This window comes from Nesterenkonia xinjiangensis, assembly GCF_013410745.1.
Lineage (GTDB): Bacteria > Actinomycetota > Actinomycetes > Actinomycetales > Micrococcaceae > Nesterenkonia > Nesterenkonia xinjiangensis.
Window position 1 is genome coordinate 448148 of record NZ_JACCFY010000001.1, and the last position, 26513, is coordinate 474660.

Annotated in this window: 16 protein-coding genes and 1 pseudogene; 5 read left to right on the forward strand and 12 right to left on the reverse strand. The window is 66.9% G+C overall.

Annotated features, from left to right (window positions below):
- Window positions 1-53 precede the first annotated feature (53 nt).
- Genes HNR09_RS02075 through HNR09_RS02090 form a run of 4 tightly spaced genes read left to right on the forward strand, consistent with a single transcriptional unit; the run spans window position 54 to window position 7269 of the window.
- A complete protein-coding gene (locus HNR09_RS02075; RefSeq protein ID WP_179540539.1) occupies window positions 54-683 on the forward strand; it encodes a hypothetical protein in 630 nt (209 codons plus the stop codon).
- A 38-nt stretch (window positions 684-721) separates the two neighbouring features.
- The gene (locus HNR09_RS16440; protein ID WP_179540540.1) at window positions 722-3427 is read left to right on the forward strand and encodes a glycosyltransferase; all 2706 of its coding nucleotides are present in this window, start codon (window positions 722-724) and stop codon (window positions 3425-3427) included.
- Window positions 3424-6186 carry a glycosyltransferase gene (locus tag HNR09_RS02085; protein WP_179540541.1) on the forward strand — a complete coding sequence of 921 codons (2763 nt, stop codon included), beginning with the start codon at window positions 3424-3426 and terminating at the stop codon, window positions 6184-6186. Before HNR09_RS16440 ends, HNR09_RS02085 begins: the two co-directional genes overlap by 4 nt.
- A 33-nt stretch (window positions 6187-6219) precedes the next feature.
- Entirely contained in the window at window positions 6220-7269 is a 1050-nt protein-coding gene (locus HNR09_RS02090; protein WP_179540542.1) for a hypothetical protein, read from the forward strand.
- On the opposite strand, the gene HNR09_RS02095 is transcribed toward HNR09_RS02090, so the two are convergent.
- The 9 genes from HNR09_RS02095 to HNR09_RS02135 all read right to left on the reverse strand — a co-directional run bounded on the left by HNR09_RS02095 (window position 7257) and on the right by HNR09_RS02135 (window position 21583).
- Window positions 7257-9848 carry an asparagine synthetase B family protein gene (locus tag HNR09_RS02095; protein WP_179540543.1) on the reverse strand — a complete coding sequence of 864 codons (2592 nt, stop codon included), beginning with the start codon at window positions 9846-9848 and terminating at the stop codon, window positions 7257-7259. The genes HNR09_RS02090 and HNR09_RS02095 overlap by 13 nt on opposite strands.
- 115 nt (window positions 9849-9963) lie before the next feature.
- A complete protein-coding gene (locus HNR09_RS02100) occupies window positions 9964-11163 on the reverse strand; it encodes a UDP-N-acetylglucosamine--LPS N-acetylglucosamine transferase (RefSeq protein ID WP_179540544.1) in 1200 nt (399 codons plus the stop codon).
- Between the two features lie 9 nt (window positions 11164-11172).
- Window positions 11173-12444 carry a nucleotide sugar dehydrogenase gene (locus tag HNR09_RS02105; protein WP_246349036.1) on the reverse strand — a complete coding sequence of 424 codons (1272 nt, stop codon included), beginning with the start codon at window positions 12442-12444 and terminating at the stop codon, window positions 11173-11175.
- A 79-nt stretch (window positions 12445-12523) separates the two neighbouring features.
- On the reverse strand, window positions 12524-12694 hold the full coding sequence (locus HNR09_RS02110; RefSeq protein WP_179540546.1) for a hypothetical protein: 171 nt from the start codon (window positions 12692-12694) through the stop codon (window positions 12524-12526).
- Between the two features lie 46 nt (window positions 12695-12740).
- Window positions 12741-14627 carry an ATP-grasp domain-containing protein gene (locus tag HNR09_RS02115; protein WP_179540547.1) on the reverse strand — a complete coding sequence of 629 codons (1887 nt, stop codon included), beginning with the start codon at window positions 14625-14627 and terminating at the stop codon, window positions 12741-12743.
- 22 nt (window positions 14628-14649) lie between these two features.
- A complete protein-coding gene (locus tag HNR09_RS02120; RefSeq protein ID WP_179540548.1) occupies window positions 14650-15846 on the reverse strand; it encodes an ATP-grasp domain-containing protein in 1197 nt (398 codons plus the stop codon).
- A complete protein-coding gene (locus HNR09_RS16445; protein WP_179540549.1) occupies window positions 15843-18800 on the reverse strand; it encodes an acylphosphatase in 2958 nt (985 codons plus the stop codon). Before HNR09_RS16445 ends, HNR09_RS02120 begins: the two co-directional genes overlap by 4 nt.
- A 94-nt stretch (window positions 18801-18894) precedes the next feature.
- On the reverse strand, window positions 18895-20097 hold the full coding sequence (locus tag HNR09_RS02130) for a glycosyltransferase family 2 protein (protein WP_179540550.1): 1203 nt from the start codon (window positions 20095-20097) through the stop codon (window positions 18895-18897).
- On the reverse strand, window positions 20090-21583 hold the full coding sequence (locus tag HNR09_RS02135; protein ID WP_179540551.1) for an asparagine synthase-related protein: 1494 nt from the start codon (window positions 21581-21583) through the stop codon (window positions 20090-20092). Before HNR09_RS02135 ends, HNR09_RS02130 begins: the two co-directional genes overlap by 8 nt.
- Window positions 21584-21689: 106 nt before the next feature.
- Between HNR09_RS02135 and HNR09_RS02140 the strand changes: the two genes are divergently transcribed.
- Complete coding sequence (locus HNR09_RS02140) at window positions 21690-22880, forward strand: sugar-transfer associated ATP-grasp domain-containing protein (protein WP_179540552.1); 1191 nt, start codon at window positions 21690-21692, stop codon at window positions 22878-22880.
- Between the two features lie 43 nt (window positions 22881-22923).
- Here HNR09_RS02140 and HNR09_RS02145 read toward each other — a convergent pair whose 3' ends face one another.
- From HNR09_RS02145 to panD, 3 genes and pseudogenes are all read right to left on the reverse strand, one after another.
- Window positions 22924-23958, reverse strand: a complete 1035-nt coding sequence (locus tag HNR09_RS02145; protein WP_179540553.1) for a hypothetical protein — start codon at window positions 23956-23958, stop codon at window positions 22924-22926.
- Entirely contained in the window at window positions 23955-25532 is a 1578-nt protein-coding gene (locus tag HNR09_RS02150; RefSeq protein WP_179540554.1) for a glycosyltransferase, read from the reverse strand. The genes HNR09_RS02145 and HNR09_RS02150 overlap by 4 nt, the downstream gene beginning before the upstream one ends.
- A 431-nt stretch (window positions 25533-25963) precedes the next feature.
- Window positions 25964-26368 (reverse strand): annotated as a pseudogene (gene panD, locus HNR09_RS16045) (aspartate 1-decarboxylase); the annotation flags it as partial.
- Window positions 26369-26513 lie beyond the last annotated feature (145 nt).

The window sequence follows — 26513 nt, forward strand, 5'->3', positions numbered from 1 at the left end:
ACCATACCGAGCACACATCACAGAACGTGGACTGGACGAACAAGGAGTCACCCGTGACAGCAGGGGCAGCGGCATCGGAGAGTGAAGCGACCACCTTCGAGGGCAGGACGGACATCACCGCCACGGACGACGGCGACGGCAGGGGGCCGATCGCCGTGGAGGAGCCGCTCCCTGACGTCGTCGACGCCCTGCTGGACCAGCAGCGTGCCCTCCTGCGTGAGCTGCAGTGGACCTATCAGCAGCTGGACACCTTCAACCGCAATGAGACCCAGCGGGTGCTGAAGAACCTGGCCTCGAAGATCGCCAGCTCACCTGCGGTCTCCACCGAGACCGTGGAGAAGGCCGAGGATTCGCTGCGCAAAGAGGTCCGCCAGGTCGGCAACTACGCCCAGCGCGTGCCCTCCGGGTTCCCCAAGCGGTTCCAACAGCTGGAGCGGCGCCTGGACGGTCTCGAGAAGCGCCTCTCCTCCATGGAGCAGCGGCTGAAGGCGCTGGAGGATCCCCTGACGAAGCTGTCCTCGACGATGACCCGCATCGACCGTTCTGTGGCTCGGATCTCCCGTGCCCAGGACGAGCGAGGGGCGGTCCAGCGCCGGGTGAAGACGGTCGTGCGGAACACCGTCCCCAGCCCGGTGGTGCGCCGGGTCCGCCAGGTGATCTCCCGGGCGGGTGCTGACCGTTGAGTCCCGCGCCGCACTCGGTCAGGTTCCGGCTTGAGCAGGTGCAGCAGCGCCTGGGCCAGTTCGAGGAGGTCAGCAGCGGCCACCAGCCGCGCCGCGCCCTGCTCGCACCGGAAGGGGCTGTCACCGCGGCGGCTTCGGCGCCGTTCGTGCATGACGCCCGGGATGCCCGGGAGCTCTTCGAACGCCTCCTCCCGTCCCTGCATCAGCTTCCCGCCGGGCAGATGGGGATCTCCCGGCCGCACACCGGGCTGCGCATCGCCATCATCTCGGACAAGTTCCTCTTCGAGTCCTTCGCCGGCCTGGCGGAGCTGATCCCGCTCACCCCACGGAACTGGGAGGAGCCGCTGGAGCAGGAGCAGCTGCCCGACATCCTCCTGGTGGCAGCGACCTGGCGGGGGCTCAATGAACGCTCCTGGCGGGGCCTGTCGAATCCGAGGTCGAACCGGCGACGGCTGACGGTCGAAGAGATCATGCCGGCCTACCGGCGCCGCGGCATCCCGGTGGTCTACTACGGCAAGGAGGACCCGCCGAACTACTCCTCCTTCGTGGGCCTCGCCCAGGCCGCCGACCACATCTTCACCACAGCCGCAGAGATGATCCCCGACTACCGCCGGGACTGCCCGCAGGCAGCCAGCATCGAGGTGCTGCCCTTCGCCGTCAACCCGCTGGTGCACACCCCGCTGGGGTCGCGCCCGGCAGTGAGCCCGATGATCCACTTCGCCGGTTCATGGCTGCCGGACAAGTACCCGCAGCGCAGCCGGTACGGCACCTGGGCGCTCAACGGCGCCGCGCTGTCTGACCGCCCGCTGGTGATCTTCGACCGCAACTCGGACCTGTTCCTGGGAGACCCGCGGTACTCGTTCCCCACCGGATACTCCCCGTATCTGGCGCCGGCGCGGGAACGTGAGGACCTGATGCTGCTCCAGCGCGGCACGGACATCGCGGTGAACCTGAACTCGGTGGTCGCCTCGCAGACGATGTTCGCCAACCGGGTCCTGGAGCTCCAGGCCACCGGCACGATGGTCATCTCCTCCTACAATCAGGGGGTCAACTCCTACTACCCGCAGGTGCACATCGCCAACTCCACGGCAGACGTCTCCGGCATGCTGGAGGCGCTCACCACCGAGGAGCTGCGTCGCATCCAGGGTGATGGGATCCGCAAGGTCTTCAGCGATGACCACGGGGTGAACCGCCTGGCGGCGATCTGCCGGGTGGCGGGGGTGCCGGAGCCGCAGGATCATGACGTGGTCCTGGCGGTGGCCGAGCATCCCACGCCCCAGCTGGTGCGGGATCTGCGGCATCAGACCCACTCCGCAGTGGACGTGGTCAGCTGGGAGCAGCTGCCCCAGCGGCATGGCACCTATGACATCCTGCTGCCGGTCTCCGCTTCCCGGCGGTACTCCCCCACTTATGTGGCTGACCATGCAGCCTCCTTCGCCTACAGCGCGGCCGCGGCGAGCCACAAGCTCGACGGCGACGCCGAGGCCGCGGACCCGCTGGCACACCGGCACCACCAGGGCGCCTCCGCGCTGCCTGACCTGTCGCTGTCGTCCTGGTGGAGGCCTGGGACGGAGCAGGTGAGCTCCCCGCAGGCCCTGCACCACCATGCGGAGCAGGCCGAGATCTACGCCATCGACCATCTGGGGCACCGGGCCGCGGCCGAGTCCGTGACCCTTCAGCCTCAGCAGGAGACCCCCGCCGAGACCGGCGGCATCGAGGCGCCGCTCTACACCGGGGACGATGTCGAGGCCAAGGCCGCGGAGTTCCGCGCGCTGGTGGAGGAGCTGGATCTCACGCTCGCGGTGGTGGTCCCGGTGTACAACAACGCCGATCACCTCCGGCACAAGGCGTTCCAGTCGCTGCGCCGGTCGCGGAACTTCCACCGGATGCACATCCTGCTGGTCAATGACGGCTCCACCGACATGCACACGGTGGACACCGTGGACGAGCTGGCTGCCTCCTGGCCGAACGTCTCTGCCTTCCATCACTCCCCCGGCGGCTCCGGATCCGCCTCCCGGCCCCGGAACACCGGCCTGGATCTGAGCTTCACCGAATTCGTGACCTATCTGGACCCAGATGATGAAGAGTACCGGGACGGGTACTCGGTCCTCATGGAGGCGCTGGAGGCCCGGCCGGACGCCGAGTTCGCCGTGGGTGACATGATCCGCTGGCGTTCCGGCCGGAAGCACATGCACTATGTGAACCACATGAACCGCCACATCGAGGAGCGCGACGGTCTGCTGCGCCCCGCGCACGACTCGCTGCGCCAGATGCGCTTCGTCCCCGTCTCCATCGAGGCGGTGGTGGCACGCACCGACTGGCTGAAGTCGCTGGGTCTGACCCAGCCGGTGGGCGCCACCGGCCAGGACACCTACTTCTTCCAGCAGATGCTGTACTACTCGACAGCGATCCTCACCATCTCCAAAGCGGTCTACACCTACTACGGCGCGGTGGACACCTCCATCGTCAACGTGGTCTCTCCGCGGTACTTCCGCAAGTACCTGATCCTGGAGGAGCACCGCACCCGGTGGCTCGAGGAGACGGGCCTGATGCAGGACTATCGGGACACGCGCCTGGAGCCGTTCTTCCGCTCCTGGTACCTGAACAAGCTGGAGAAGGTCCCCGCGGATCAGCGCCAGGAGGCCGACGACGTCGTCCGCGACCTTGCGGCGCTCTATGGCGACCACCAGTGGCAGGATCCGGCGATCCGCTGCTTCCTGCAGCTCGAGGAGGTCGCCCGATGAGCGTGGAGACACCCCGGAGCCCGGGTGCGGACATCACCGCCCGGCTTCACCAGCTCGAGTCAGCCGTGTCCCAGCTGGACCAGGTCCACGCCGGCAGACTCGACGCCGCGGAGTACCTGGCCGACGCCGCCCTGGCCGGGCCGCACCCCTCGACACCCTTCGCCCACGGCGGGGTCAACGCGCAGGACCTCGTGGAGGAGCTGAAGCCTGTGCTGTCCGCCCTGCCCGAGGGCGAGGCGGGAATCAGCCGTCCGCACACGGGGCTGCGCATCGCCCTGATCGCGGATCCGCAGCTGATCCAGATGCTCGAGGGAGCTGCACAGCTGCACCAACTGGCTCCCACCGCCTGGCGCGGGATGCTGACCGCCGGAGAGGACAAGCGTCCGGACCTGCTGCTGGTCACCCCGGTCCAAGAGGGCCGGAAGGGCAGCTGGAGGAACGCGGACATCCCGGGCACCTACCTGCGCCGTCGGATCACCGAAAAAATCATGCCCGCCTTCCGAGAGGCCGGCATCCCGGTGGTCTTCTGGGGGACCCAGGAGGCCCGCTTCTATGACGACTGGGTGGATGTCGCCCGCCAGGCGGACCATGTCCTGACCACCGGTGAGGAGCTGCTGGACCGGTACACCGCCGACTGCTCCCAGGCGCAGTCGGTCTCGCTGCTGCGGACCGGGGTCAACCCGCTGCGACATTCGCCGATCGGCACCCGACCGGCGGGCTCGGATCTGATCTCCTATGCCGGCACCTGGCATGCGAAGCTGTTCCCCCAGCGACGTCAGTACGCGACCGCCCTGCTGGAGGGAGTCATCCGTGCCGAGCGGCGCCTGCTGCTGGTGGATCCCCGCTCCCAGGCGGCCACCCGGGACGACCGTTTCGCCTACCCACGAGGCTTCACGCCCTACGTGGCTCCACAGATGGGAAGAAGACGCCTGCTGCGCCTGCAGAGGGCCTCGGACACGGCGGTGGCCCTGAACTCCACCGTGGACTCGCAGACCGCACTTTCGCAGACCGTGTTGGAGCTGCAGGCCTGCGGCACCGCGGTGCTCTCCACGTACAACCAGGGGGTGAACTCCGAGTATGCGCATGTCCACATCGCCCAGTCCGCAGGTGACGTCGCCGCGCATCTGGAGACCCTGACCCTGGAGGAGCTGCGCCGCACCCAGGCCGCCGGGCTCCGCCGCGTGTTCCTTAAGGACCATGTGGTGGACCGTCTGCACGAGCTGGCCAGGATCGCCGGCGTCGTCCCCCGTGGTCAGGCGCCGGTGCAGGATCTCCGGGTGCTGGCGGTCGCGGAGGAGCATTCAGAAGCGCTGCAGCGGCAGATGGCACAGCAGAGCATCGGCCCGGTGGAGCTCGTGGCCTGGGATGAGGCCGCCCTCTGGCGGCGCGACGTCGATGTGCTGCTTCCGATCTCCGCCGAGCGGCTCTACGGGCCGGAGTACGCGGCCGACCATGTGGCCGCCTTCGCTTACCAGTCCGCACCGGTGACCGCCAAGGTGGAGGGACCCGCCGAGGCCGCGGATCAACTGTCTCACCGGAGGATCGACGGCAGCTTCGTCCCACTGGAGCTGAGCGCGTGGTGGAGGCCCGAAGCCGCGCTGCTGACGAGCAGGGAGCGGCTGGGCATGGCACGCCGGGAGTTCCCCGTCTACGCGGTCGATCATGGCGAGCATGGCCGGACCGACGGTCCGCTCACTGCGGCGGCGGACGCCACAGGCGGCCCAGGTGCGGACGATGACGTCGAGGCGACGCAGCAGGTGATCCGCAGGACGGCGGAGGAGCTGGGGCTGAAGCTGAGCGTCGTCGTGCCGGTCTTCAACAACGGGGCGCATCTGCGGCACAAGGGCTTCGCCTCGCTGCGGCGATCCTCGATCTTCGAGCAGATGCATGTGCTGCTGATCGACGACGGCTCCACAGATCCGGTGACCAGGGCGACGGTGGACGAGCTGGCCGAGGAGCACCCCAATGTCTCGGCCTTTCGTTTCGCCTCCGGCGGTTCCGGCTCGGCCTCCCGCCCCCGGAACCTGGGGGTCCGACTGACCGCCACACCGTATGTGACCTACCTGGATCCTGATGACGAGATGGTCGAGGACGGCCTGGCCGCTCTGGTCACCGAGCTGGACGCCCATCCGGAGGTGGACCTGGTGATGGGCAACTTCCTGCGCTGGTCCACCCGGAAGCTGAGGATCAATCATCATCGGGAGCTCCAGGAGGCGTTCTCCGAGGTCCTCGATGATTCCGGCACGCTGCACCTGCCGGAGGACTCCCTGGCGCAGTGGGGCTTCCGCTCCCTGCGCATCCACTCGGCGGTGATCCGCACCGACTGGCTGAAGCCCTTGGATCTGCAGATGCCGCACGGCGCGGTCGGGCAGGACAACTACCTCTCCCAGCAGATCCTGCATCATGCCCGGCGGATCCGGACTCTCGATGTCGACGTCAACGCCTACTACTCCGAGGTCACCGGCTCGGCGGTGAACGCGATCTCGCCGACGTACTTCCGGAAGTATCTGCCCCTGGAGCAGGACCGTGTCGCCTGGCTGCGGGAGCAGGGGCTGCTGGAGGCGTATCGGCGGACCCGCCTGGAGGGGTATGTGACCAACTGGTACCTCAAGAAGCTCAGCTTCGTGGCGGCGGAGCAGTGGCGTGAGGCTGCGGAGCACATCGCCGAGATCCTCGCCCTGTACGAGGACGGCCCGTGGCTGAGTCCGGAGATCGAGGAGTTCCTGACCAGACTGCGCTCCGCCCTGGACGGCGCCTGACCTATCCTGCTGGACATCTGCGAGGAGACTCCGTTGACGATCACCCATCTGGCCCCGCATCGCCGCTTCATCGAGAACCATGTGGTGCCGCGCTACCGCGCCATGAACACCTGTGCCGTGTGGCCCGGCCACCGCGGGGGCATCATGCAGTGTGCCCGGGAACGGGGCATGGAGGTCATCGAGCATGGCAAGACGGCCATGTTCTTCCGGGATGGGCGGCTGATCGGCGGCCTGAACAGGTTCGCGCCCTCGCTGACCGGGGGCCTGGCGGAGCGGGTGTGCCTGTCCAAGACGTTGACGAAGGTCGCCCTGGGCCAGGCCGGCGCCCCTATCCCCCGGGGCGTGTTCCTGACGGTGAAGCAGCTCGACGCCGGGCTGGCGCATCTGCGCGGCGCCGAGGGCCGGGCGCTGGTCCTGAAGCCCTCTGATGGCAATGCCGGTCGTGGTGTCACCACGAACATCACCACGGAGGAGCAGCTGCGGGCGGCGTGGGCCGAGGCCCGCCGGGAGACCGCGAACGGGCGGCTGATCCTGGAGGATCATGTCGAGGGGGTCGACCTGCGCACCTATGTGGTCGACGGCGAGCTGATCGGAGCCGCTGTGCGGGTCCCCGCCCATGTGGTGGGCGACGGCACGGCCAGCGTCTCCACCCTGGTGGAGGAGCTGACGGCGATGCGCGCCTCCCACGCCTACCTGCGTTCCAAGAAACTCCAGGTGGACGGCCGCGTCCTGGCGGCTCAGGGGCTGGAGGCGGAGGCGAGTCCCGAGGAGGGTCAGGTGGTCCTGCTGAACTCCGAACCGTATCTGGGCACCGGCGGTATCAATGTGGACGTCACCGATGTCCTGCACGAGGATCTGCACCGGCTCTCCCTGGAGACTGCGGCCGCCATACCCGGGCTGCATGCCGTGGGACTGGATCTGATGGTCCCGGACGTGCAGAGCGGCGAGGGGGCCTTCATCACGGAGCTGAACTCGCGGGCGAACCTGTCCATGAACCAGTGGCCCGCCTACGGCCAGGAGCGGCCGGTGGTCAGCCGGCTCGTGGACGCCATGGAGCGGCTGGGAGCCGTTCAGGGAGTCTGAGTGTCCTCATCTTCCGGGGTGGGCTGCCCCCGCAGTGCCTCAACTTCGGTCTGGGCCTGCTTGAGCTTCTTCTTCAGGACGGCGTTCTCCTTCTGGAGCTCCGTCTTGCGGGCGTAAGTCTTGTCTCCGCGCTGGAACTCTGCCACAGGGATGTTGAGGTCGGGCGCGCGCCACTTCTTGCCGTTGACGTAGAACTTCACCAGCTGTGGTTCGCTGCGCTCAATGATGGCTCGGAAGAGGCCCTTCTGGGCACGGACCGCTTCGGGGACCTGCAGCATGAGCTGGATCATCCGGCGGGAGCCGTAGAGGCTGTAAGTGTCGAACGTGAAGTCGGACTCCACCAGGTGCGCCAGGCCCCAGTAGGCGGTCCGGTGCTCCCACTGGAAGATGTCGCTGATCAGATAGCCGTTGGGGACGCTGCGAAGCTGCGTGGAGTCGATGTACTCCTGGAACGCCTCGATGCCCGGCCGGAATGCTGAGCGGGGTTTCTTCGTCCTGCGCAGGGCCCGACCATGTTTGGTCAGGGTCGCCATGCGTTCGGCGCTGAAGTTGTGGTCCTCGGCGTGGTGCATCAGGTGCCCGTAGTGCCATTTGCCGATGCCGTTGACCTGGGATCTCAGGTGGATGGCGTCATGGGGAAGCTTGCGGTGGTAGACCCACGCCAACTTGCGCATGTGTGCTCGCGGGCTGGCCTCCTCCAGCACGGCGCGGAAGGCCTCCGGGGTGGCCTCCTCCTCGTCCAGGTGGAAGACGGTGTGGTCCAGTCCGTAACGTTCTGCGATGCGTCCGGCCAGCTGCCCGTCCCGGGAGAGCATCCGGGAGGTCGAGTCACCGGGCCGCTTCTCCTTGGAGTACGTGAAAGTCTTCAGGGTGTCGTAGTGGCCGCTGAACGCCGCCAGCGAGGTTCGGGTGTCTACGCCGGCGCTCATCGAGAGCAGGATCTGCCGGTCCTCATCCAGCAGGAGGTCCCGCTGGATCTCCAGCTGGGGAAGCATCCTCTCCACGGCCTCATCGACGGTCAGCGGGTCGTAGGGGCGAGGCCCGACACGGGTGATCTCCCCGGTGCCGACGGTGACCTCGGTGTTGGGCATCAGGAACCAGACGTCCGCGTACTCCGTGGAACGCCCAGGCATGTCGAAGGACTGGGTGTCCCCGATCCACTTCGCGATGCGACTCAGCGGGGCTCCGACGACCATCCCGACCAGGTTGACGTGCGAACCGAGTACTCGAGCGTCGGAGTCGTGGAACATAGCACGGGCGCCGGAGGCGTCGGTCTGCGCCTTCACGGTGCTGCCCTGACGATCCAGCACCACGTACTGGCCGAACATGTCCTCGAGGTCGTCCAGGAACGCCTGTCGGCTCTCGGCCAGGGAGGCCACCAGGGCACGCGCGATCTCTCCGACATCGGTGGTGCGGTGACCGGTATGAAGTACATGCCCACAGACGAGGACCTCGACGTCGCCGCGCCGCGCTACGGCCAGCCCGGAGCGGGGATCCCAATGAAAGGTTCCGCCGGCGAACTCCACGCGCTGCCAGTGTGAGACTGACGGCTGGACGCTCCGGTCCGACGTATAGAGATATCCCCTGCTGTACCGCAGGTGGCCGAAGTCGTCCTGTGGCTCGGTGAATTCAGTCAGACGAGGCTTGGCGTCGACGACGATGCCGTCCTTGACTTCAGCCGGTTCCGACACTGTCAGAGCGGCACGCTGCCGGGCGAACTGCTCGTCCACCCACTGCGGGCTCTGGTGCCTGCGAGCCTCCTGTTCCAGGTCCGACAGGGCCTCGGCCCTGTCTTTCTGCACGAAGACACGTGCGAGGCTGACGATCGCCGATCTGGTAGGCCCGAGCCGCAGCGATTCGGTGAGGTGTCGTTCGGCTTCCGTCCAACGGCCCTGGCGGACGAGATCGCGCCCGCGCTCGGTGTGATAGGTCGGATCGCCCTCTGTGGGCAGCTCGACCACCGGGACCTTGTCTTTCTCGACGATCCCGGCGATGAACTCATCCGCCAGGCCGTTCTCTCGCAGAACCTCCAGCACACGGCGCCCGGTGTAAGGGAAATCCAGATATGTCCCCTCGGGGTAGGCAGGTCGGATCAGCTCATCGATGAATCGCGTGTCCTCCTCCCGCCGTGGGTCGCTCAGGATCACCGGGGCCAACGCCGAAACGGGCTGCTGGCTGATCTCTTCGTGATAGAAGGGCTGATCACGGTGCTTGCGCGTGCGGATCAGCGGGTGGGAGGGGTTACGGGGTGAGGCGGCGATGATCTTCGCCCCGATCGCCCCGCCGTAGTAGACCGCTGCGTAGCCGCCCAGGGCCGCACCATAGGTGACGACCCGTTCGCGCCCCTCGGTCAGGGGCGCGACAGCCTCGACAAAGGCCTCAAGTGAGAGTTCCTGATACTGGGAAGAGGCAGCTCGACCCACGAAGACATAGTCGTAGCCGGCGCGTGCAGCGAGCCGGTGGCCGATCCCGCGTTCGGCCTCCCCTGAGTTGGCGCCGGCGAAGCCGATCAGCAGAACCCGATTCGGCTCCCTGCCAGGCCAGTACGTGATGCGGTACCCCGGTTGATCGGCGAGCACCGCCTTACCCTGCGTCTCGGGGGGGCGGAGGCTGGAATTCGGCCGGTGGTCTCGCTCGTCTTCGGTGGGCGTCATCGTTGCTCTCTCAGGTCCGTTCCCTCATGGTCAAGTCTCCTCACCGGTCTACCTCCGGCCGAGAAACCTGTCCGACGTGTACCTTCTCATGGACTGGTTCGCCCAGGATCAGCTTCCCTGCCGGGACTGCTCCGTTTCCTCCGTCCGGGCCGTGGCCATATCCCCAGAACCGAGCCGTGGTCTCTGTGCACCGGCGACTCAGGGCCAGACGCTCCTGCTCGTCGGTGAGCAGCGCCAGGGTCTGGCCCAGGTCCCGCTGCGGCGGGGAATCGCCGGGAGGGTCGAGGTGGAGCAGCCCGATCTTGTGCTTGGCCGCCCACCGTCCGCGGGCCAGCTGGTCATCGGTCGCGGTCGCGGTGTTGGGCACCCACAGCGTCGGCATGCCGACCTGATTCCATTCATGGAACGCGTTGTACCCGCAGGCCGACACCACAGCATCGAAGGCGCGGGCGAAGCGAGCCAAGGGATAAACCCGCAGCGTCTCGACATTGTCCTCCGACCCGCGGGATCTCTCCCGTGCGATCGGTGAGCGGGTGATCACCACGCGCCAGCCGGGCCGCTCCCGCTGGAACCAGTCGATGATCTCCTCCTGGAGACTCCTCGTGTCGTTAATGTTCCCCGCGCCGAGTGTCACCAATGCCACCTCGTCTTCTGCCGAGTACCCGAGAGCCGCCCTCGCCTCTTCTCGGGACAGGATCTGCGGGCCGGAGATCAAAGTGATGGGAGGAACACGGACGGCGTCGCTCTGACGGACGGTCGCTCCAGTGTCTTCGTCACCCGCAAGCTCCCCCGGTTCGATGATCTCGTCGAAATGCTGTGCCCTCTCCAGCACATCCTCACCGATGTCGGGAAGCCACATACCGCGCCGCATCCAGACACGACGCATTTCGCGTCCTTCCATGGCGGTCACCAGGCCCCGATACGGGTGCGTGCCGTCGAAGACCAGCGTGTCCGGCTCCACGGCGTCTAGCAGCAGGGAGAGCCTCCCATGGAGGTACCCCTCCCACGCGGTCCAGCTCATGTTGAGCGCTGAGGGCGAGGCAATATATTCGTAGGGCATGTCATAGCGCCCCACCACGGACACGCCGGTGGACAGCGAGGCGAACGTGACATCGACGTCCTCGGGCAAGCGGGCGGCAACGGCGAGCATCCGTGTCAGGTGCCCCATGCCCGACCCGTTGCTCGTCACGACGAGGACCCGACGGCGGCCCCCCATGTCTCTGGGAGTCTGTGCTGTCATGGATGCGCCTCAGAGTCTCTCGATGCCCTCAGCAGTGGTCGCTCCACGCGTGTCGAAGAGCAACTCCGCAGACGCAGCAATAGCTTCCAAGTCATAGACCGCATGCGGCTGCAGAACCACCACGATATCCGCCTCCCCCAAAGCCTCATCCAGATCCGGAACCCGCTGCAGCGACCCACCACCCACAAACCAGGTCTCCACATACGGATCATGAAAAGACACCAACGCCTTCTTCTCCCGCAGCACCTTCGCCACCGGCACCGCCGGAGACTCCCGCTGATCCGCAATATCCGGCTTATACGTCACCCCCAACAACAACACCTTCGACCCATTGAGCGGCTTACGCACCTCATTGAGCGCCTCACCGATCCGCGCAGCCACATACGTCGGCATCGAGTTGTTGATCTCCTGAGCCAACTCCACGAACCGGAACTGATACCCCAGAGTCTTACGCACCTGAAAGCTCAAATAATTCGGATCGATCGGAATGCAATGACCCCCCACGCCAGGACCAGGAGTGAACTTCTGGAACCCGAACGGCTTCGTCCCAGCCCCCCGGATCACCTCCCAGATATCAATGTCCAGATCATGACAAAACCGCGCCATCTCATTGACCAACGCAATGTTCACATGCCGATACGTGTTCTCCAGCAGCTTCGCCGTCTCCGCCTCCTTGGTGCCCGAGACCGGCACCACCTCCTCGACGAACCGGCCATAGAACCCCGACGCCACCCGCGTGGCCTCCGCAGAAAGCCCACCCACCAGCTTCGGAGTGTTCGTGATCCCATACCTCGTAGACCCAGGATCCACCCGCTCCGGCGAATAGGCCAACAGAAAGTCCTCACCATGGACCAGCCCTGAAGACTCCAGAATCGGCAGCACCACATCCTCAGTGGTCCCCGGATACGTCGTCGACTCCAGAATCACCGTGGTCCCCGGCACCAGATGCTCAGCAATCGTGCGCGCAGAAGCCTCCACCGCCCGCAGATCCGGACCACCCTCCTCACTGAGCGGAGTCGGCACACAGATCACAATCACCGAAGCCCCCGCCAGATCCCCCGGATCCACACTGGCCCGGAACCCCTGGGAGAGCATCACCGCGACATCCTCATCACTGAGGTCATCCACATGCGAGACACCAGCGTTGAGCTGATCCACCAACGACTCCGAGACATCAAAACCCACCGTGGGAATCCCCACCGCCACAGCCGCCTGAGCCAACGGAAGACCCACATACCCCTGCCCCACAATCACAGCAGGACGCTCGGCGCGACTGTCCAAGGTCACTGTGGTCTCCTGTCGATCGGCGGTGCTCCAGTCATACATGTTACCGGCGACCGGGCACATCGGAGGTCCCGTGTCAGCAGAGCAGGGTCACGGTGCCAGGACTGGCGAGGGCTCCTACGGAGCCCAGCAGCGCTCTGATCTCAGCGCGATCGAGGAGCAGACGGCCCGCGTCGCGCGACCCGTCCGCGAAGAAGGTCTCGGCGGCAGATTCGGCGCCGACCCGCAGCGCCTCGGTTCGGGCCATCACAGGGAGAGGGCGACCACGCGTTGGGGCGCCCCTCGCACCCAGGTCATCCAGTCTTCGGAGTGGCGCCTCGGCCGCGGATGATCATCTCCGTGACGTCCTCGAGGGACCCGGCCAGCGTGACCGCGTCACGGCTGAGGCGAGGGTTGAAGGTCAGCCCTTCCACCAAGGCTGTCAGGGGATGTTCCAGGTCCCTCCGCCCTCGTCCCAGGCTCACATTCACTGCTATCCAGCGCAGCTCGGGCACAGCTCGGCAGGCCTGCGCTGCAATGTCGGCGATCTGACGGGTCATCTCCGGAGACAGCTGCTCGACCAGGTCCGCGGCCCCGCACATCCACAGGATCCGCCGCGGGGTCGTGAACACAGTGATCCGATGCGCGGCCGTGCGTGACCTCTGGATCAGCCATGGCCCCAGTGCGGGGTCCAGGGCCGTGTCAAGCTCTTCGACGTCGCGAACCGTGGCAGCATGCGAGGACGCCCATTCCTTGAGCTGAGGAACCAGGACGCACGCGCCCGGATGGGCCGACATGAACTCCTCGATCTCTTGGCGCGAGTAGACCAAGCGTCCGGCCACCCGCGGCACCCCGGAGGCTCCCAGGAGCCGACGCGTGGTCCCGGACCGACCGATGAGCTGCCGAGGAGCAATGGTGTCACTGACGCCCAAGAAGTTCCTGGTGAACCAGGCGACCCCGCCCTCCGGGTCCTCGACGGCGAGGACGTCCTGGGAACAGGGCCGGATTCTCCAGCCCCACGATTCGAGCATGGAGCTGACCAGACGCGAGAGGCGCGTAGTCCGGTGACCCCCACTCCGGTCGCCCACATACAGCGACATATCAGAGTCGGCCCGGCGCGAAGCCGGAAGCTCAGCCTGGCCTGTGGGCTTCGGACGGGTTCCCGCCAGGCGGATCTTCCACGTCTGCTCAGCCACATCCCGAGGCGTGCCGTAAAGCGGATAGGTGGAGCCCAGAAGGTCGGGGGTGGAGTTGATCTCGATGACCCAAGGACGGCCGGTGCCCTTCTCGACGAGGATGTCGCTGCCGCTCCAGGTCAGGCCCGGCACAGCTGCGGCTGCGGCCACGGCCGCTTCCTTGACGGCGTCCTCGACGTCGTCGAGCCTCTCAGCCGGCTCACCGCCGCTGGACAGGCCCCCCACGTCCCGCACGACCTCGCGGCGCCCGGCCTCCAGCACGGCGTTCAGGGCGAGGCCTTGGCACGCGAGATGCCGCTCGGTGACCGCATCGAGGGGGATGTAGCGGTTGATCAGAGCGGGGTTCCGACGTCTCAGCGCGTTCTTGGCGGTGATCAGTTCACGGATGGTGCTCACTCCGTCGCCGGTCACATGGGGAAGGAGCCGCTGCACCACGGAGATGCATCTGTCCTGCGTCGCGAGCACACGGTACTCACGGTCTCCTTCAATGTGCTCCTCTGCGATCACCCCGCCGCCGACATCAACGCGGAGCGCCCGCTCGAAGGCTTCTGTGACCTCGTGCCTGCCACGCAGGTTCACCGAGACTCCCTTGCCACCCATACCCGCCAGCGGCTTCACCACGATGCCGCCGCCTACCTCGCGCTCGAACTCGAGCGCCTCGGCCACGGACGCGCACCGACGAGCCGCAGGGGCGGGGACACCAGCCCCCCTCAGAAACTCCTTGGTCAGCCACTTGTCGGCGGCGATCTTGCTGCCCACCCACGCCTGGTCGCAGATGTAGCCCCCGAGCAGGACCTGCCTGCCGTCGAGTTCAGCCACGGCAGTCTTGCGGCCGAACCAGGACACAGCGGCCCCCGCTGCCTCCGCAGCCCGGGCATTGAGGATGCTCCCCAGATTCCGCCGCTCTTCCACATGTTGGCGAAGCACCTCTGCGGTATCCGCGTCCTCATAGGTCTGAGGCGGGCCGTCGAATCGCGGCAGCCGGTCAGTGGGGAAGCGGTCCATGGAGCGAACCATACTAGAGAGTTCAGGCCGCGTGACTCATTCCCCTGCGGGGTTCGACCTCGGCCTTCATCGCCGTCTGCCCGGCTATCCCCGAGGCCAGGGCCTTCTCCACCGTCTCCGAGACATCGGCGGCGGAGGCCTGCACAGTTCCGGCGACCCGTCCTCGGGCGATGTCGGTCACGGTGTACCCAGTCCTGGCCCCTTGGGCGCGTGCGTCCTCATTCAACGCGGCGGCGAAATCCTCTGGCGCCACCACACCGTCGAAGGCCACGTGGAACTCCCTGCGACCGAGATCCGGCAGGCCGAGCTCCCAGCCAGGAAGGGCCGCTCTGAGCACCTCTCTCGCAAGAAGGGCAGCACGCTCCGGTTCCTGACGGTGCTGGACCTCCAGCCAGGGACGCTCCGAGACGTCCACGACGACAGGCGCCGCCTTCGGCGACTCAGGCACGACAACATCGACGCTCAACACCGCCAGCCCGGGCAATGCAGCGACCGCAGCGGCCACCGCCTGCGCCAGGGAAGCCGGTCGGCGATCCTGGGCGACAACCTCTGCTCGCCCGCTCCAAGGGCCGCCCGGGCAGTACAGGACGTCCAGGACCTCCCCGTCGAGTACCAAGACCCTCAGATAGTCGCCGCGGACCTCCTCCTCCACGAGGAAGCGATATCCAGGAGGCACGGTCATCTGGCCGTTCCTGTGGCCGGGCTTCCGCAGCTCGGTGATCCCGTAGGCCGCCTGCGTGCTGCCGGGACGCTTCTCCGGAGGGGTGAGCAGGCTGTCTACAGCAGCCTCGAACTGGAGCCGATCGTGGATGCCCCGAGTGACGTCGATCGTACTGTCACCCAAAGCAGGCTTCACCACCACTGGATAACCGATGGTGGCCGCATAGCGGGCCGCGGCGCCTCGACTGCGCCCCACAGAGAAGGTCGCGCCGCGGGGCTGCCGCACGCCTGCCCGTCCCAGCAGGCCACGACGCATCCGCAGGTCCTGGGTGAAGGTCACTCCGGACAGACTGGAGGTCTGCGGGATTCCGTGGGTGAAAGCCGCTCTCCCCCCGTCTCCCGGGGCAAGGACCTGCAGGACCTGACGGGGAAACAGCCGGGTGCTCAGGCCACAGGTCAGCGCAGCCTTGTGGACCTCGACGCCGTCGCGCATCCCGCGCGTCACGCTACCGCCCGGCACGACACCCGTGCGCTGGTCATGGGCGGCCGTATGACTCATTCGGTCTCCTCGTTCTCTCGGTCGCCCCGGAGATCACCTGGGGAATCGTCGTCATCGGCACGGGCCAGAGCCGACATCTCCTCTCGCTCCTGGGCGGAGAGCTCCTCGGCGCTCGGTCGAGGTCGAATCTCGAACCCCGTCCCCGTCGTCGTCGCGTCCCGGGTGGGGATCACCGTGGCATTGTATGACGTCGGTATGGCGCGTGCCGGTCCCACGATGCACGAGGCGACCAATGGCGTGACCCGCTCAGTAGGACCGCTGAGGACTGCCTCAAGCGTGCGGCTGTCGAGATTGCGGACCCAACCCTGCACCTTCGCCCGCTCAGCCAGCCGATGCATCCACTTCCGAAAACCCACATTCGTCACGCGCCCCCGCACCGTCAAGTGGACGGCCAGCTGGTCCTGGGGCTCCGAGACGCGCAACCCCTTCTGTTCGATCGTCAGGTCCATCAGCCGCTGGGCCACTGGCCGTCCCGTGCCGAACATCGGGTATTCGCAGTTGCCAATCGCAGCGTGGGCATTCAGCTCGATGATCGCCGCATCCTGCTCCGGCAGGGACCTCGAGGGGTCCTCCAGCAGAAAGTCGACCCCGCAGTACTGCATGCCCGGGACTGCCGCGACGGCCCTCTCACAGGCCTCCACGATGCTGGGGTGGAGAGTGTCGAAGACGTCGATGGAGTCGGCGCCCTGGGAGATGTTCGCCGTGTTCGACAGAATCACTTCACGGCCCTCTGGCAGCACTGAGGCGAGGGGAAGGCCGAGCTTCGCCAGCTGGAGCTCCATGGACCTGTCGATCTTGGCCGGACGAGTCCACAGGTGAGGATTGCTGCGGCGTGCGACATTGCGGTGGATCAGCAGCTCGGCGATGCTGCTGCGCCCATCTCCGACGACGGACGCCGGCTTCCTCTGAATGGCCGCCACCACCTCTCCGCCGACCACCAGGATTCGGTGGTCGCGGCCGTGGATGTGCTTCTCCACGATGAAGTCCTGGCCCCCGAATCTGCTGTCGGCCATGAAGGAGAAGGCGTCCTCAAGCTGCCCGGGAGTCTCGATGCCGGCGATGACACCGATGCCTCGGATGCCCATGCTCGGTTTGACCACGACGGGGAAACCGATGACCTCCACAAAGGCTCGGGCACTGTCGAAGTCGCCGTTGCGAAAAGTCCGCCCCTGGGGGGTCGGGACACCGGCGTCCTCGAGCATGAGCCGGGTCGCCTCCTTGTGCGTGCAGACGGAGAGTGCCACCGCACTGGAGATCGGGCTGCGACTCCACTTGAAGTTCACCGGCGGATGGTCACCGTCGAAGGCCACGAAAGCGCTCTTCGAGTACCGCGTGGTCGAGAGGCCGCGAGCGAGCGCCCGCTTCTCCAACAGGTACCCTTTGGTGCCGTTCGGACCGAGAGGACGGACGTCCTCCACATGCTCATATCTGGCAGGCAGGCGCCCTTCATTCCGGGGCTCGGGGAAAGGCGGCGCCTGCGCGAAACGGCGTACTTCGCTGACCAACGGACCATAGTCGATCCCAATCCCATGTCCGGGGAGCTTTCGGGGTGCCGTGGTCTGGACGATCTGCACCTCAGGGCAGTCCGCGGCTGGGCGCACAGGGGCCATCTGCAGCCGCTGATCCTTGAGGTCGAGCGCGCCCGGCGCCGCCGCAGGCTCCTCCTCGAGCACCTCGGCCTCAGAGCTGTCCTCGACTTCGTCATCCTCGTCTGCGGCCCAGGCGAGGCCGTTCTCCGTGGCGGATTCGTCGTCGTCCGTCCATCGGAGGCCCTCCTGAGTCTCCAGCTCCTCTTCCCCTTCAAGCTCCTCGAACTGGAGCCAGTGGTCCCGCCACCGGGCGAACGGCAGGTCCGAGTGGCGGAAGGCAGTGGTCTGGACCCCATGGACCACGGGAAGAGCCAGCGCAAGATGCTGGATCGCGGACTTCGTGATCCAGCCTGCCCCATCCATCCTGGAGAGCATCACCACCGCGTCCTCCGACTGGCGCAGCGCCGCCTGCGCGAGGTCGATGGCGGGGAGCAGCCCGCCGGACTGCGCCGGACGGACCGTCACGCCACGCAAGCCCCCGAGCTTCCGGAGACGCCCCAGGCTGTGCTGATCCCAGATGGACTCATCTCCCAGCACCGTCAGCTTCAAGGGGCCTCCGCCAGCGGCGTCGACGATCTCATCGGCGCGGCGTTGCAGCAGAGGAAGGTGGTCGCCGAACCTCGCCGGGACAGGCTGCTCCAGGATCACCTCAGCGGGCAGATGGCCACGCACCATGCTCCGCGTGACCTCCTCCACGAGCGTCGTGGCACGCTCGCGCTCCAGCTGCCCGCCGCATTCGACCCACAGCGGCAACTCGTCCTGCCCCACAGCCCGTGAACGACTCACCGTGGCCAGGATCTCGAGGCGGTCCAGCGTCTTCCCCACCGTCCGAGCGGCCTTCACCCGGAGGCGCTCGTGACGGCCTGCCTGCTGACGAAGGCTGCGGCGCAGCTCCTTCACCGAAGGACGCACCTTCACCAGGGACGGGAACACTGGAGCCGACTCCCGCACGTCGCCCAGAAGCTCATGCAGGGAGATCCCCGCAGCACAGGCGAAGAAATCGAGCAGCGCCACCTCCACGCCCAGGAGTGTGCCCCGGAAGGGCCGCTTCAGACCAGGATCGTGGGCCATCTCCGCCGCCAGGTCGAAGAACTCATCCATGATGCTTCGGACCTGCTCCAGGGCCTGAGCCGGCGAGCCGACCTGCAGTGACCTGCCATGGAGACGATCGAGCATGGCCTCCAAGAACGCCCAGGACTCCTCGGCGGAGTCTCCTGTCAGTGCGGCCCGTGGCTGCCCCTCGCCCACGCCCTCCACGGTGATCCCGGCACCATCTGTGGCGGTCACCGTCACAACATGGTTCGTCGTCACCTTCTGCTGCCCCGGGACCTTGTAGGAGAAGGCCCGAGCCCTGGTGATCTCCACGGCACCGGGCCGGAGAACAGGACCGGTCGTTCGGGTCGACAGCGGTTCTTCACGAAGTGATGTGGTCATACGAGGTAACTCGTCAGGCTTTCATTCAGGGTTGCGCCGGGAGTGGGAACAAGGCCGACCGGAGGTCGTCCTCGCTCAGATCCCCGAGGGACTGTCCGCGCCGCAGCACCAGCATGTCATGAGCGTGGATCGAGAAGATCCTACCACCGGCGCTCAGCACACTCTGGGTGAATGCCGGGCCCGCGGACGCAGCTCGCCGGGTCAAGCCGATGCGTCGAGCAGTCTCCGTGGCAAGCATGATCGTGCCCAACGCCGGCGTCACATCGAAGGTCCGCTGGAGCTTGGGCGACTTGACGCGTACGGCACCATCGTCCGCTTTCACGTGCCAGCTCGCCCTGCCCACCATGTCTGCGCCAGAGTGCTGCACGGCCTGCAGCAGATCCGTGACGTGCCAGGGGCCGTAATGGGCGGTCTCCTCGATCACCGTGACATAGCCCCCTGCCGCCTGGTCGATCCCGATGTTCAGGCGGTCAGCCAATGTGCTGCGCGGCGGGGCCGTCACAATCCGCACCGACACCTCCCAGTCGGCCGTCTCCTCGCGGGCCCGGTCCTCGAACAGCGGATCGATGACGAGCAGCGGCTCGATCCGCGGGTGCATCTGATGTGTCAGGTTCGCCAGGGTGTGCCCCAGATTCTCCGCACGGCGCGAGACGATCAGGGCGGTGACGAGCGGCTCCGCCTGGACGGGAAGCCCTAGGAAGTCCAGCAGGCGCGAGGCCTGAGCCGCAGGGCCCCGCGTGGCGATCCTGGACCGCCGGTCAGCGATCCGCTCTCCAGCGAGCCCCTCAGGCTCCCCCAGCTCCTCCAGCAGCGTTCCCCTGGGGTCGACCGTCGGCTCCAGAAGCAGCGCACGCCCGGCGCCGAACCTCCGCCGCACCAGGTCGTGGAGATCAGGCCGAGTGGTGACAACATGGGAGACGACGGCCGCCAGCTGCCCCTCCAGGTCCTGCGACGACGCGACGCGGAGCACCGTGGGGATCCCGTCAGCCTCGCAGACCATGAGCAGCTCCAGAACCTCGGCGGCGAGACCGTCCGCGCCATCGGCCCGCTCCAGCGAGGCTCCCAATGCCACTAGATCCAGACCCCGGTGACGTTCCTTCTCCAGGTGATCCTCTGTGAGACCGGAGAGATCGACGGCGGCGCCCACCCGCTCCGGCAACGGATCTGTCCCGAGGTGGGCGGCTCGCAAGTACGGGTACGGCGCAGGTGGGGCTGAGAGCTCATTCATGGCGGGCCTTCCGATTCACGGAGCTTCGAGGCGTGATCTCAGGTTCAGCACAGGTCAGACGGGGCCCGTATTCCTCCAACCACAGGGCGAGCAACGCCAGGCCGCGCAACAGATGCTGGGGCTTGGTCCGGGACAGCTCCTCCGCCCATCCCTGAGCAGTGGCGACCCGCATCGACGCCGAAAGGAGCTCTCCCGCTGGACTGCCCAAGATGAGCTCCCGCAGCCATGCCGCCGACTCCAGGCTCGAGATCCGCCGGATATGCTGGCGGCGTCCGGTGCGGTCGGCGGCCGTCGCCAGTCCGACAAGGCGGGAATCGGCCCGTTCAAGCAGGTGCGGGTACCAGAGACCCTCCTGCTTCGCCTCCGCAGGGACCCGTAGGGCCTGCGACACGACCTCTTCGGCCATGATGGGAGTCCGGGTGGGAGCACCAGAACCCAGGACTTTCACCGGCGCCAGGCTGATTCCGGGGAGAGTCCGGGTCAGGTACGCGGTCAGCGTCGCTCCGTTGGGATGGTGGGCCAGCGGACGCGCGACGCTCTCGAAGTCGCTGCGGGCACGCTCCCTGAGGTCCTCTCCGACGCCGGGTGCGAGGATGTCCTCGGTCGCGTCGAGATATCGCCCCAGGCGCGCGAACCGGGAAGCCACCACGGCCTGCGTCGAAGCGGCTCGCACGCCTACTCCGATGACTGCCGGTTCATCGGGGAAGCCCCCGCCGAGGAACACCCCGCCGCCGAGGCCATCGAGCACGACCCCTGCCCCGGCCCGTGTGGCGCTCTGCGCGATCGCCCGGGAGACCGGCATCAGCCACATGTGGAAGGACGCCATGTGGTGCACAGTGCGGGCATAGTCTCGGGCATCGCAGGGGAAGTCCTCCACTGCGGCGGGCACGATCCGGTGATCGACCCCCAGGATCTGGGCCGTCCGGGCAGCGACCAGCTCCTCCATCGAGGTGCCCGTGTCGGAGGACGTGGTCCACGCCGTGAGGCCGTCCGGCCGCACCTGCTGGGCCAACGCCGTGAGCAGGCGGGAGTCTCGTCCACCAGACAGCATGGGGCTCAAAGGGCCCGCGTCACCCGCCTGCCGCAGCTGCGTACGGAGGATCTCGAGGATCTCGTCGGTCAGGGTCCGAGGATCCAGGCCGCCCTCCGGCTCGATCTCTGTCCATTCCCACGTGCCACGTCGGATCACCGCCTCGTCCTGCTCGCGCACGGCAGACTCTCCGGGCTGCAGACGACGGATCTCTTGGAACGGTGTCCGGCCCGCCAGAGGCGCGCCGAAGGCCAGGATCTCGGCCCACGCGGTCCAATCCGGGGTCAATGACGATCCGGAGGGGCCCAGCAGTGCGTCAAGCCTGTCGGAGGCGAAGGGAACGCCCTCGTCATCCCCAGCCGGAGCTGTCGGGGGCCGTCCTACGCGGACGAAGACAGGAGCGACCGCGGACGACGTCGCGTGGACTGTCTGGGCGAAAGGTTCCTGGACTGGCACTGCTACGATCATAGCGCGCTGACGCGCCCCCGGCCGCGCCGGGGCACTATGCATCTGCGTCGGCGCTTCCGGACCCGAGCACCCTGATGTGAGGCAAAAACCACCCATGGACCATTCCGGCCAGGACGAGCCCACTCCGCAGAACCGCCGCTTCCTCGTGAGCCCCGCTATGATCCGCACCCAGTTGGCCACCCTTGTGCAGGACGCAGACGAGACACGACGACGGATCAGGTCCACGGTCCGGAAGAAGCAGCGCACCTGGGAGGACTACCGGAAGTTCCTGCGCAAGGAGTTTCGCTGGGAGGCGCCTTTGACCCACCGGCGTCCGCTGTGGTGGCGTCGCGGGTTCCTCTCCCGTTCGGTCACGGTCTACGAACTCGACAAGAACGACCCGTCCCTCTATGTCAACGACGTCCAGCGATACACACGCACCAAGCGCATGGTCCACCCGACCCTTCAGGAACTGCTGGACAACAAGTTCGCCTTCTTCCTCCTGATGCACCATCTCGGGCTCAAGACCGACGTCGTACCACTGCTGGGGCTCTATGTCCGCGGCGGCGTCAATCTGTTCCCCCATGATCGCCGGGTGCCGCTCCAGGTCTTCCTCCAGAGCCACATTGAGGTGGACCAGAAGGTCTTCGTCAAGCCGCTCCGCGGTGCGGAAGGCCGCCGTGTGCGAGCCATCACCCGGACATCATCGGGTTTCCGGATGAACGGGGAATCCACCACTGCAGCCGAGATCCGTCAGTGGATCCAGGACCAGAAACGACCCATGATCTTCGAACGCGGCATCGAACAGCATGAGGATCAGGCCGCGCTGAATCCTGAGGCGACCAACACGCTGAGAATCCTCACCATGCCCGATGTGGACCAGGCGAAAGACCCGTTCATCGCTGTGGCCGTTCAGCGGATCGGCACAGCCCGGTCCGGCCATGTGGACAATTGGACGCAGGGCGGGCTCAGCGCCAAGGTCGACATCGAAACCGGCCGGCTCAGCCGGGCAGGTCAGCTGCCCGATGGACGACGTCCGGCGTGGTTCAGCGAGCACCCGGACTCCGGCGCCCCCCTCGAGGGAAGCACCGTCCCCTTCTGGGAGGAGACCAAGGAGCTCGTGATGGACGCATCCCGTCGGCTGAGCTTCATGGAGTACATCGGCTGGGACATCATCATCAGCCCGTCCGGTCCGGTCATCCTGGAAGGCAACATCAACTCCGGGATGAACGTGCTCCAGGTACACGGTCCCCTGCTGGCCGATGAGCGGGTGCGCAGCTACTACCTCAAGCGCGGCGTCATCTGAGATCTGCTCGCCCAGGTCCTGTGGCGCTCAGCAGCGAGCACCGTCAGAGATGAGCCCGCCGCAGAGCCCTCAGGACCTCCGCCGCCTGCTCGCGGGGGAACTCCACCACCGCGCCGACGCGTGTCACGAGCCGCCCAGCGCCGGAAGCTCCGATCAACCGGGCATCGATTCCCCTCCAGTCAGCGTCAAGGGCCGCGCTATCCGCCACGCACTGCACGACCGGACCACCATCGGCGAGTCCTTCCCCGGCGGCTCGCGCGATCGCCAAAGGCCCGGCTCCCGACGTCCTGCCCGAGGAAGGACCGATGATCTGTGCTGTGCTCCACTCCGCCGTCTGCGCCTCGGTCAGAGCCCAGGACACCTCACCCTCGGTCACTTCGATCACCGCCCCGGATGGCTGGGCCGAGGCCCTCTGCGCGTGGTGGACCACACAGGACAGCTGTGCACCGCCCCATGCGAACTCGACGGCCGTCCGGCCGGCGGGCAGGTCCCCCCACCAACCACGCAGTCCCTGTCGGACTCCTTCGACCCGGGTGACGAGCTCCTGCGCTCGCTGGACCGCAGTCTCGACGATCTTCGCGGGTGCGCGAAAGGTCACGGCGATCCGCCGTACAGCGTCCAGGCAGGACTCCTCGTCCTCCGGTGCCAGGACCAGAGACGCGCCGTACTCCCGCTGGGCCCAGGTCAGATGTTCCCCCACCGTCTCCAGCCAGTTCTTCCCAGGTTGCAGACGATGCAGCGAATCCTCGGCCAAGCAATGCTCCACGACCCAGTCCACTTGGCCGAACGCCGGAGAGGCGGCGTCATCGGTGAAGACAACGGCGCGGAACCCGTAGGTGGCTTCACGGATGAGTTCCACCGCCTGGCACAGCCCTGCGTGGAGGTGCCTTGATCGGCGCGTGAGCACGATCATCACCACTGGGATCCGCTGGAACGCCCGAGGCTTGGGAGCCTCGCGCGGGGCGAAGGGCATCGTGCCTCGCACAGCCACCGGGGCGTCCCCGTACCGTGATCGCGTCCACTGCTCGAGCGTCTGTGTCCAAGGACCCGTCGTCCGGCCGATGATCGTGCTGGTCATGCCCACAGTGCGCTCTCCTCAAGAATCTTCACAGCGACATCTTCCTGGGTGGTCTCTGCGTCCACGGCGCTCACTCCGCTCATCCGCACGGCGAGCTGGACGTCCAGCGGCGCACCGTCGTCGGGCCGCACCCAATGGTGTTCTATCGCCCGGCCCTCGAGAGCCTCCATGACCGGCTCCGGAACTTCGCCGGACACGGTGACGACACGTCTGGCCTCGGCGCTGCCAAGCAGCAGCCCCAGGCGACGGACGACGTACCGCCGTCGTGCGGCATCGCCGGCCTCCTCGGGAATGTTGAAGGACGCCGCACTGGGAACGTGGATCTCCCCCTCGTCCAGAGCGACTTCTGCGGGGTGATCGCTGAACATGGCCACCACCACAGGGGCTCCGGATCGGCGCAGATGCTGCGCGATCCCTCGCGAGAGCTTCAGATCAGCGGTGGAGAGGCACAGGACGACGGTCGGCACCGCAGCACACGGCCGACGCGACAGATCTCGGGGCTCAGCGGCGGGTGCCGCCGGGAGTTCGACTCCCAGCTTGTGGAGGCGACGAAGGTGCATGTCGGGGCTGAAACCTCGGGCGAACTCCTGAGCGCGGCGTGACTGCTTCAGGTACTTCTCCGGAGACCGCCAGTGATCGTCCACGAGCTTCAGGACCTCGGAAGGCTCCGCATACAACGCTGCGTCGCCGAAGAGCTCCTTCATGTAAGGAGGCAGGATCGCCACGCACCCCGCCGCGAGTGCCTCCATCGCGGCACGCCCGAACGCCTCCCTGAGGTCTGGATGATGCATGTAGACCCAGAAGTCGATACGCCGCAGGAAGTTGAAGGGTTCCTCGCCCCCGAAAGGGATCACGGTCCAGCGCCCCGGGATCCACCCGATCTTCCGCCGGGCGATCTTGGCTCCGCCCAGGATCTGGACGTCATAGCCTTCCGAGTTCGGGTAGGCCGCGAGGATGTCTTCCTTCGTGTCGGGCCATTTGCCCGGCTGTGGCCGAGAGTGTCGCCCGATCACCGGCTTCGAGCTGACGAAGCCCTCACGAGTCGTCGACCCGGCAGGCATCTGGAAGATGTTGACCCAGTCCGTCTCAAGCAGTGGGACTGCCTGTGTCTGCTGCAGGACAGTGCCCCGGACGACCGGGCCGATGGGAGCCCAGATCGGGTCCCTGCAGAACAGGGACCGGACCCGACGGTCTGTGGCCTCCACATCGTAGTGCTGAGTGCCGCCGCCGTCGATCGCAGCGTGGTTGACGACCACGACCACCTCATCCGCGGTGACGTGGTCGAAGGTGGACGGCGTGGACCAGATGACAGTGGGGTGCCGGATGACCAGCACCTTCGCGTGGAGGCGGTCCCGCGGCGTGGCCACGTGGACTCCGGGCAGGTCTAGGATCCTCCGGATGTGGGTGCTCCACGGGATCGGGTATCCCGTCACGGACCCGGCGGCATGCATCACAGCCGTGGAGAGACCAGCTTGGGACTGGGCCCGCACTTCCTCGGCGATGCTGCTGGTCGTCCCGCCGGGGAGCCGGAAGTCTGAGATCTGGACGACGTCGTACTCGGCGCGAGTCTCCATGGTCAGCGGGCACCGTCCCGGACACCGTCGGGGTCCTCCCAGGTCATCGTGACACAGGGAATCGAGGAGAAGGCGTCGTGGTACCTGCCGCGACGGACCTGATCGAGGGCCATGTCCTGCAGTCGACGCGCTTCGCGGAGGTTGCCTTGCAAGGCGTCGAAGGACGCCTCGGACTCCCCACGGACCTGGTGAAGCTCCTCGGTGATCAGAGCGAGGGCTTCACGGAGCTCCGCCGTGCTGGCTGCTCCGCGTCCGGAGTGTCGGCGCACGATCGTCTTGAGGTCAACGCGGGTCCGCTTGCCCTGGGCCTTCAGCTCAGCCATGTGCTGCTCGGCCAGCTCCTGGATCAGCCCGCGCGTGCGCTCGTGCTCAGCCTCCAGACTGGCCAGCCTCCCTGACAATGACCCGGTGGGCTCCGCCGCCTGAGATGTGCGCCCAGAGACCTGACCCTCCGCCCCCGGCGCGGCCTCGGCGGCGTCGTCGCCCAGCGTGACGATGCTGTTCTCGGCGTCGAGGTGGACCACCTTGGGCTTGTGCTCGGCGATCTCGGAGTCGGTGCCCATCTGGTAGGAGAGGATGATCACCAGGTCTCCAGGGGCCACGAGGTGTGCGGCGGCGCCGTTGATGCCGATCACCCCAGAGCCGCGCTCCCCGGCGATCGTGTAGGTCTCCAAGCGGGCGCCGTTGGTGACGTCGACGACGTGCACCTGCTCGCCCTCGAGGATGCCCGCCGCATCGAGGAGATCCTGGTCGACAGTGATGGAACCGACGTAGTGGAGGTCAGCCTGAGTCACCGTGGCTCGATGGATTTTGCCGCCCATGACGGTTCTCAGCATGCGGTGCTCGCTTTCGACATCGGTCCGCTCGGTTCAGGGTGCTGCGGGCGCGCGACACGCCTTCACCAGAATACTAGAGAGTACGGGAACGCCTTGGGTCCCACCGGATGTTCCAGTGGGACCCAAGGCGTTCGTGCAGTGGAGT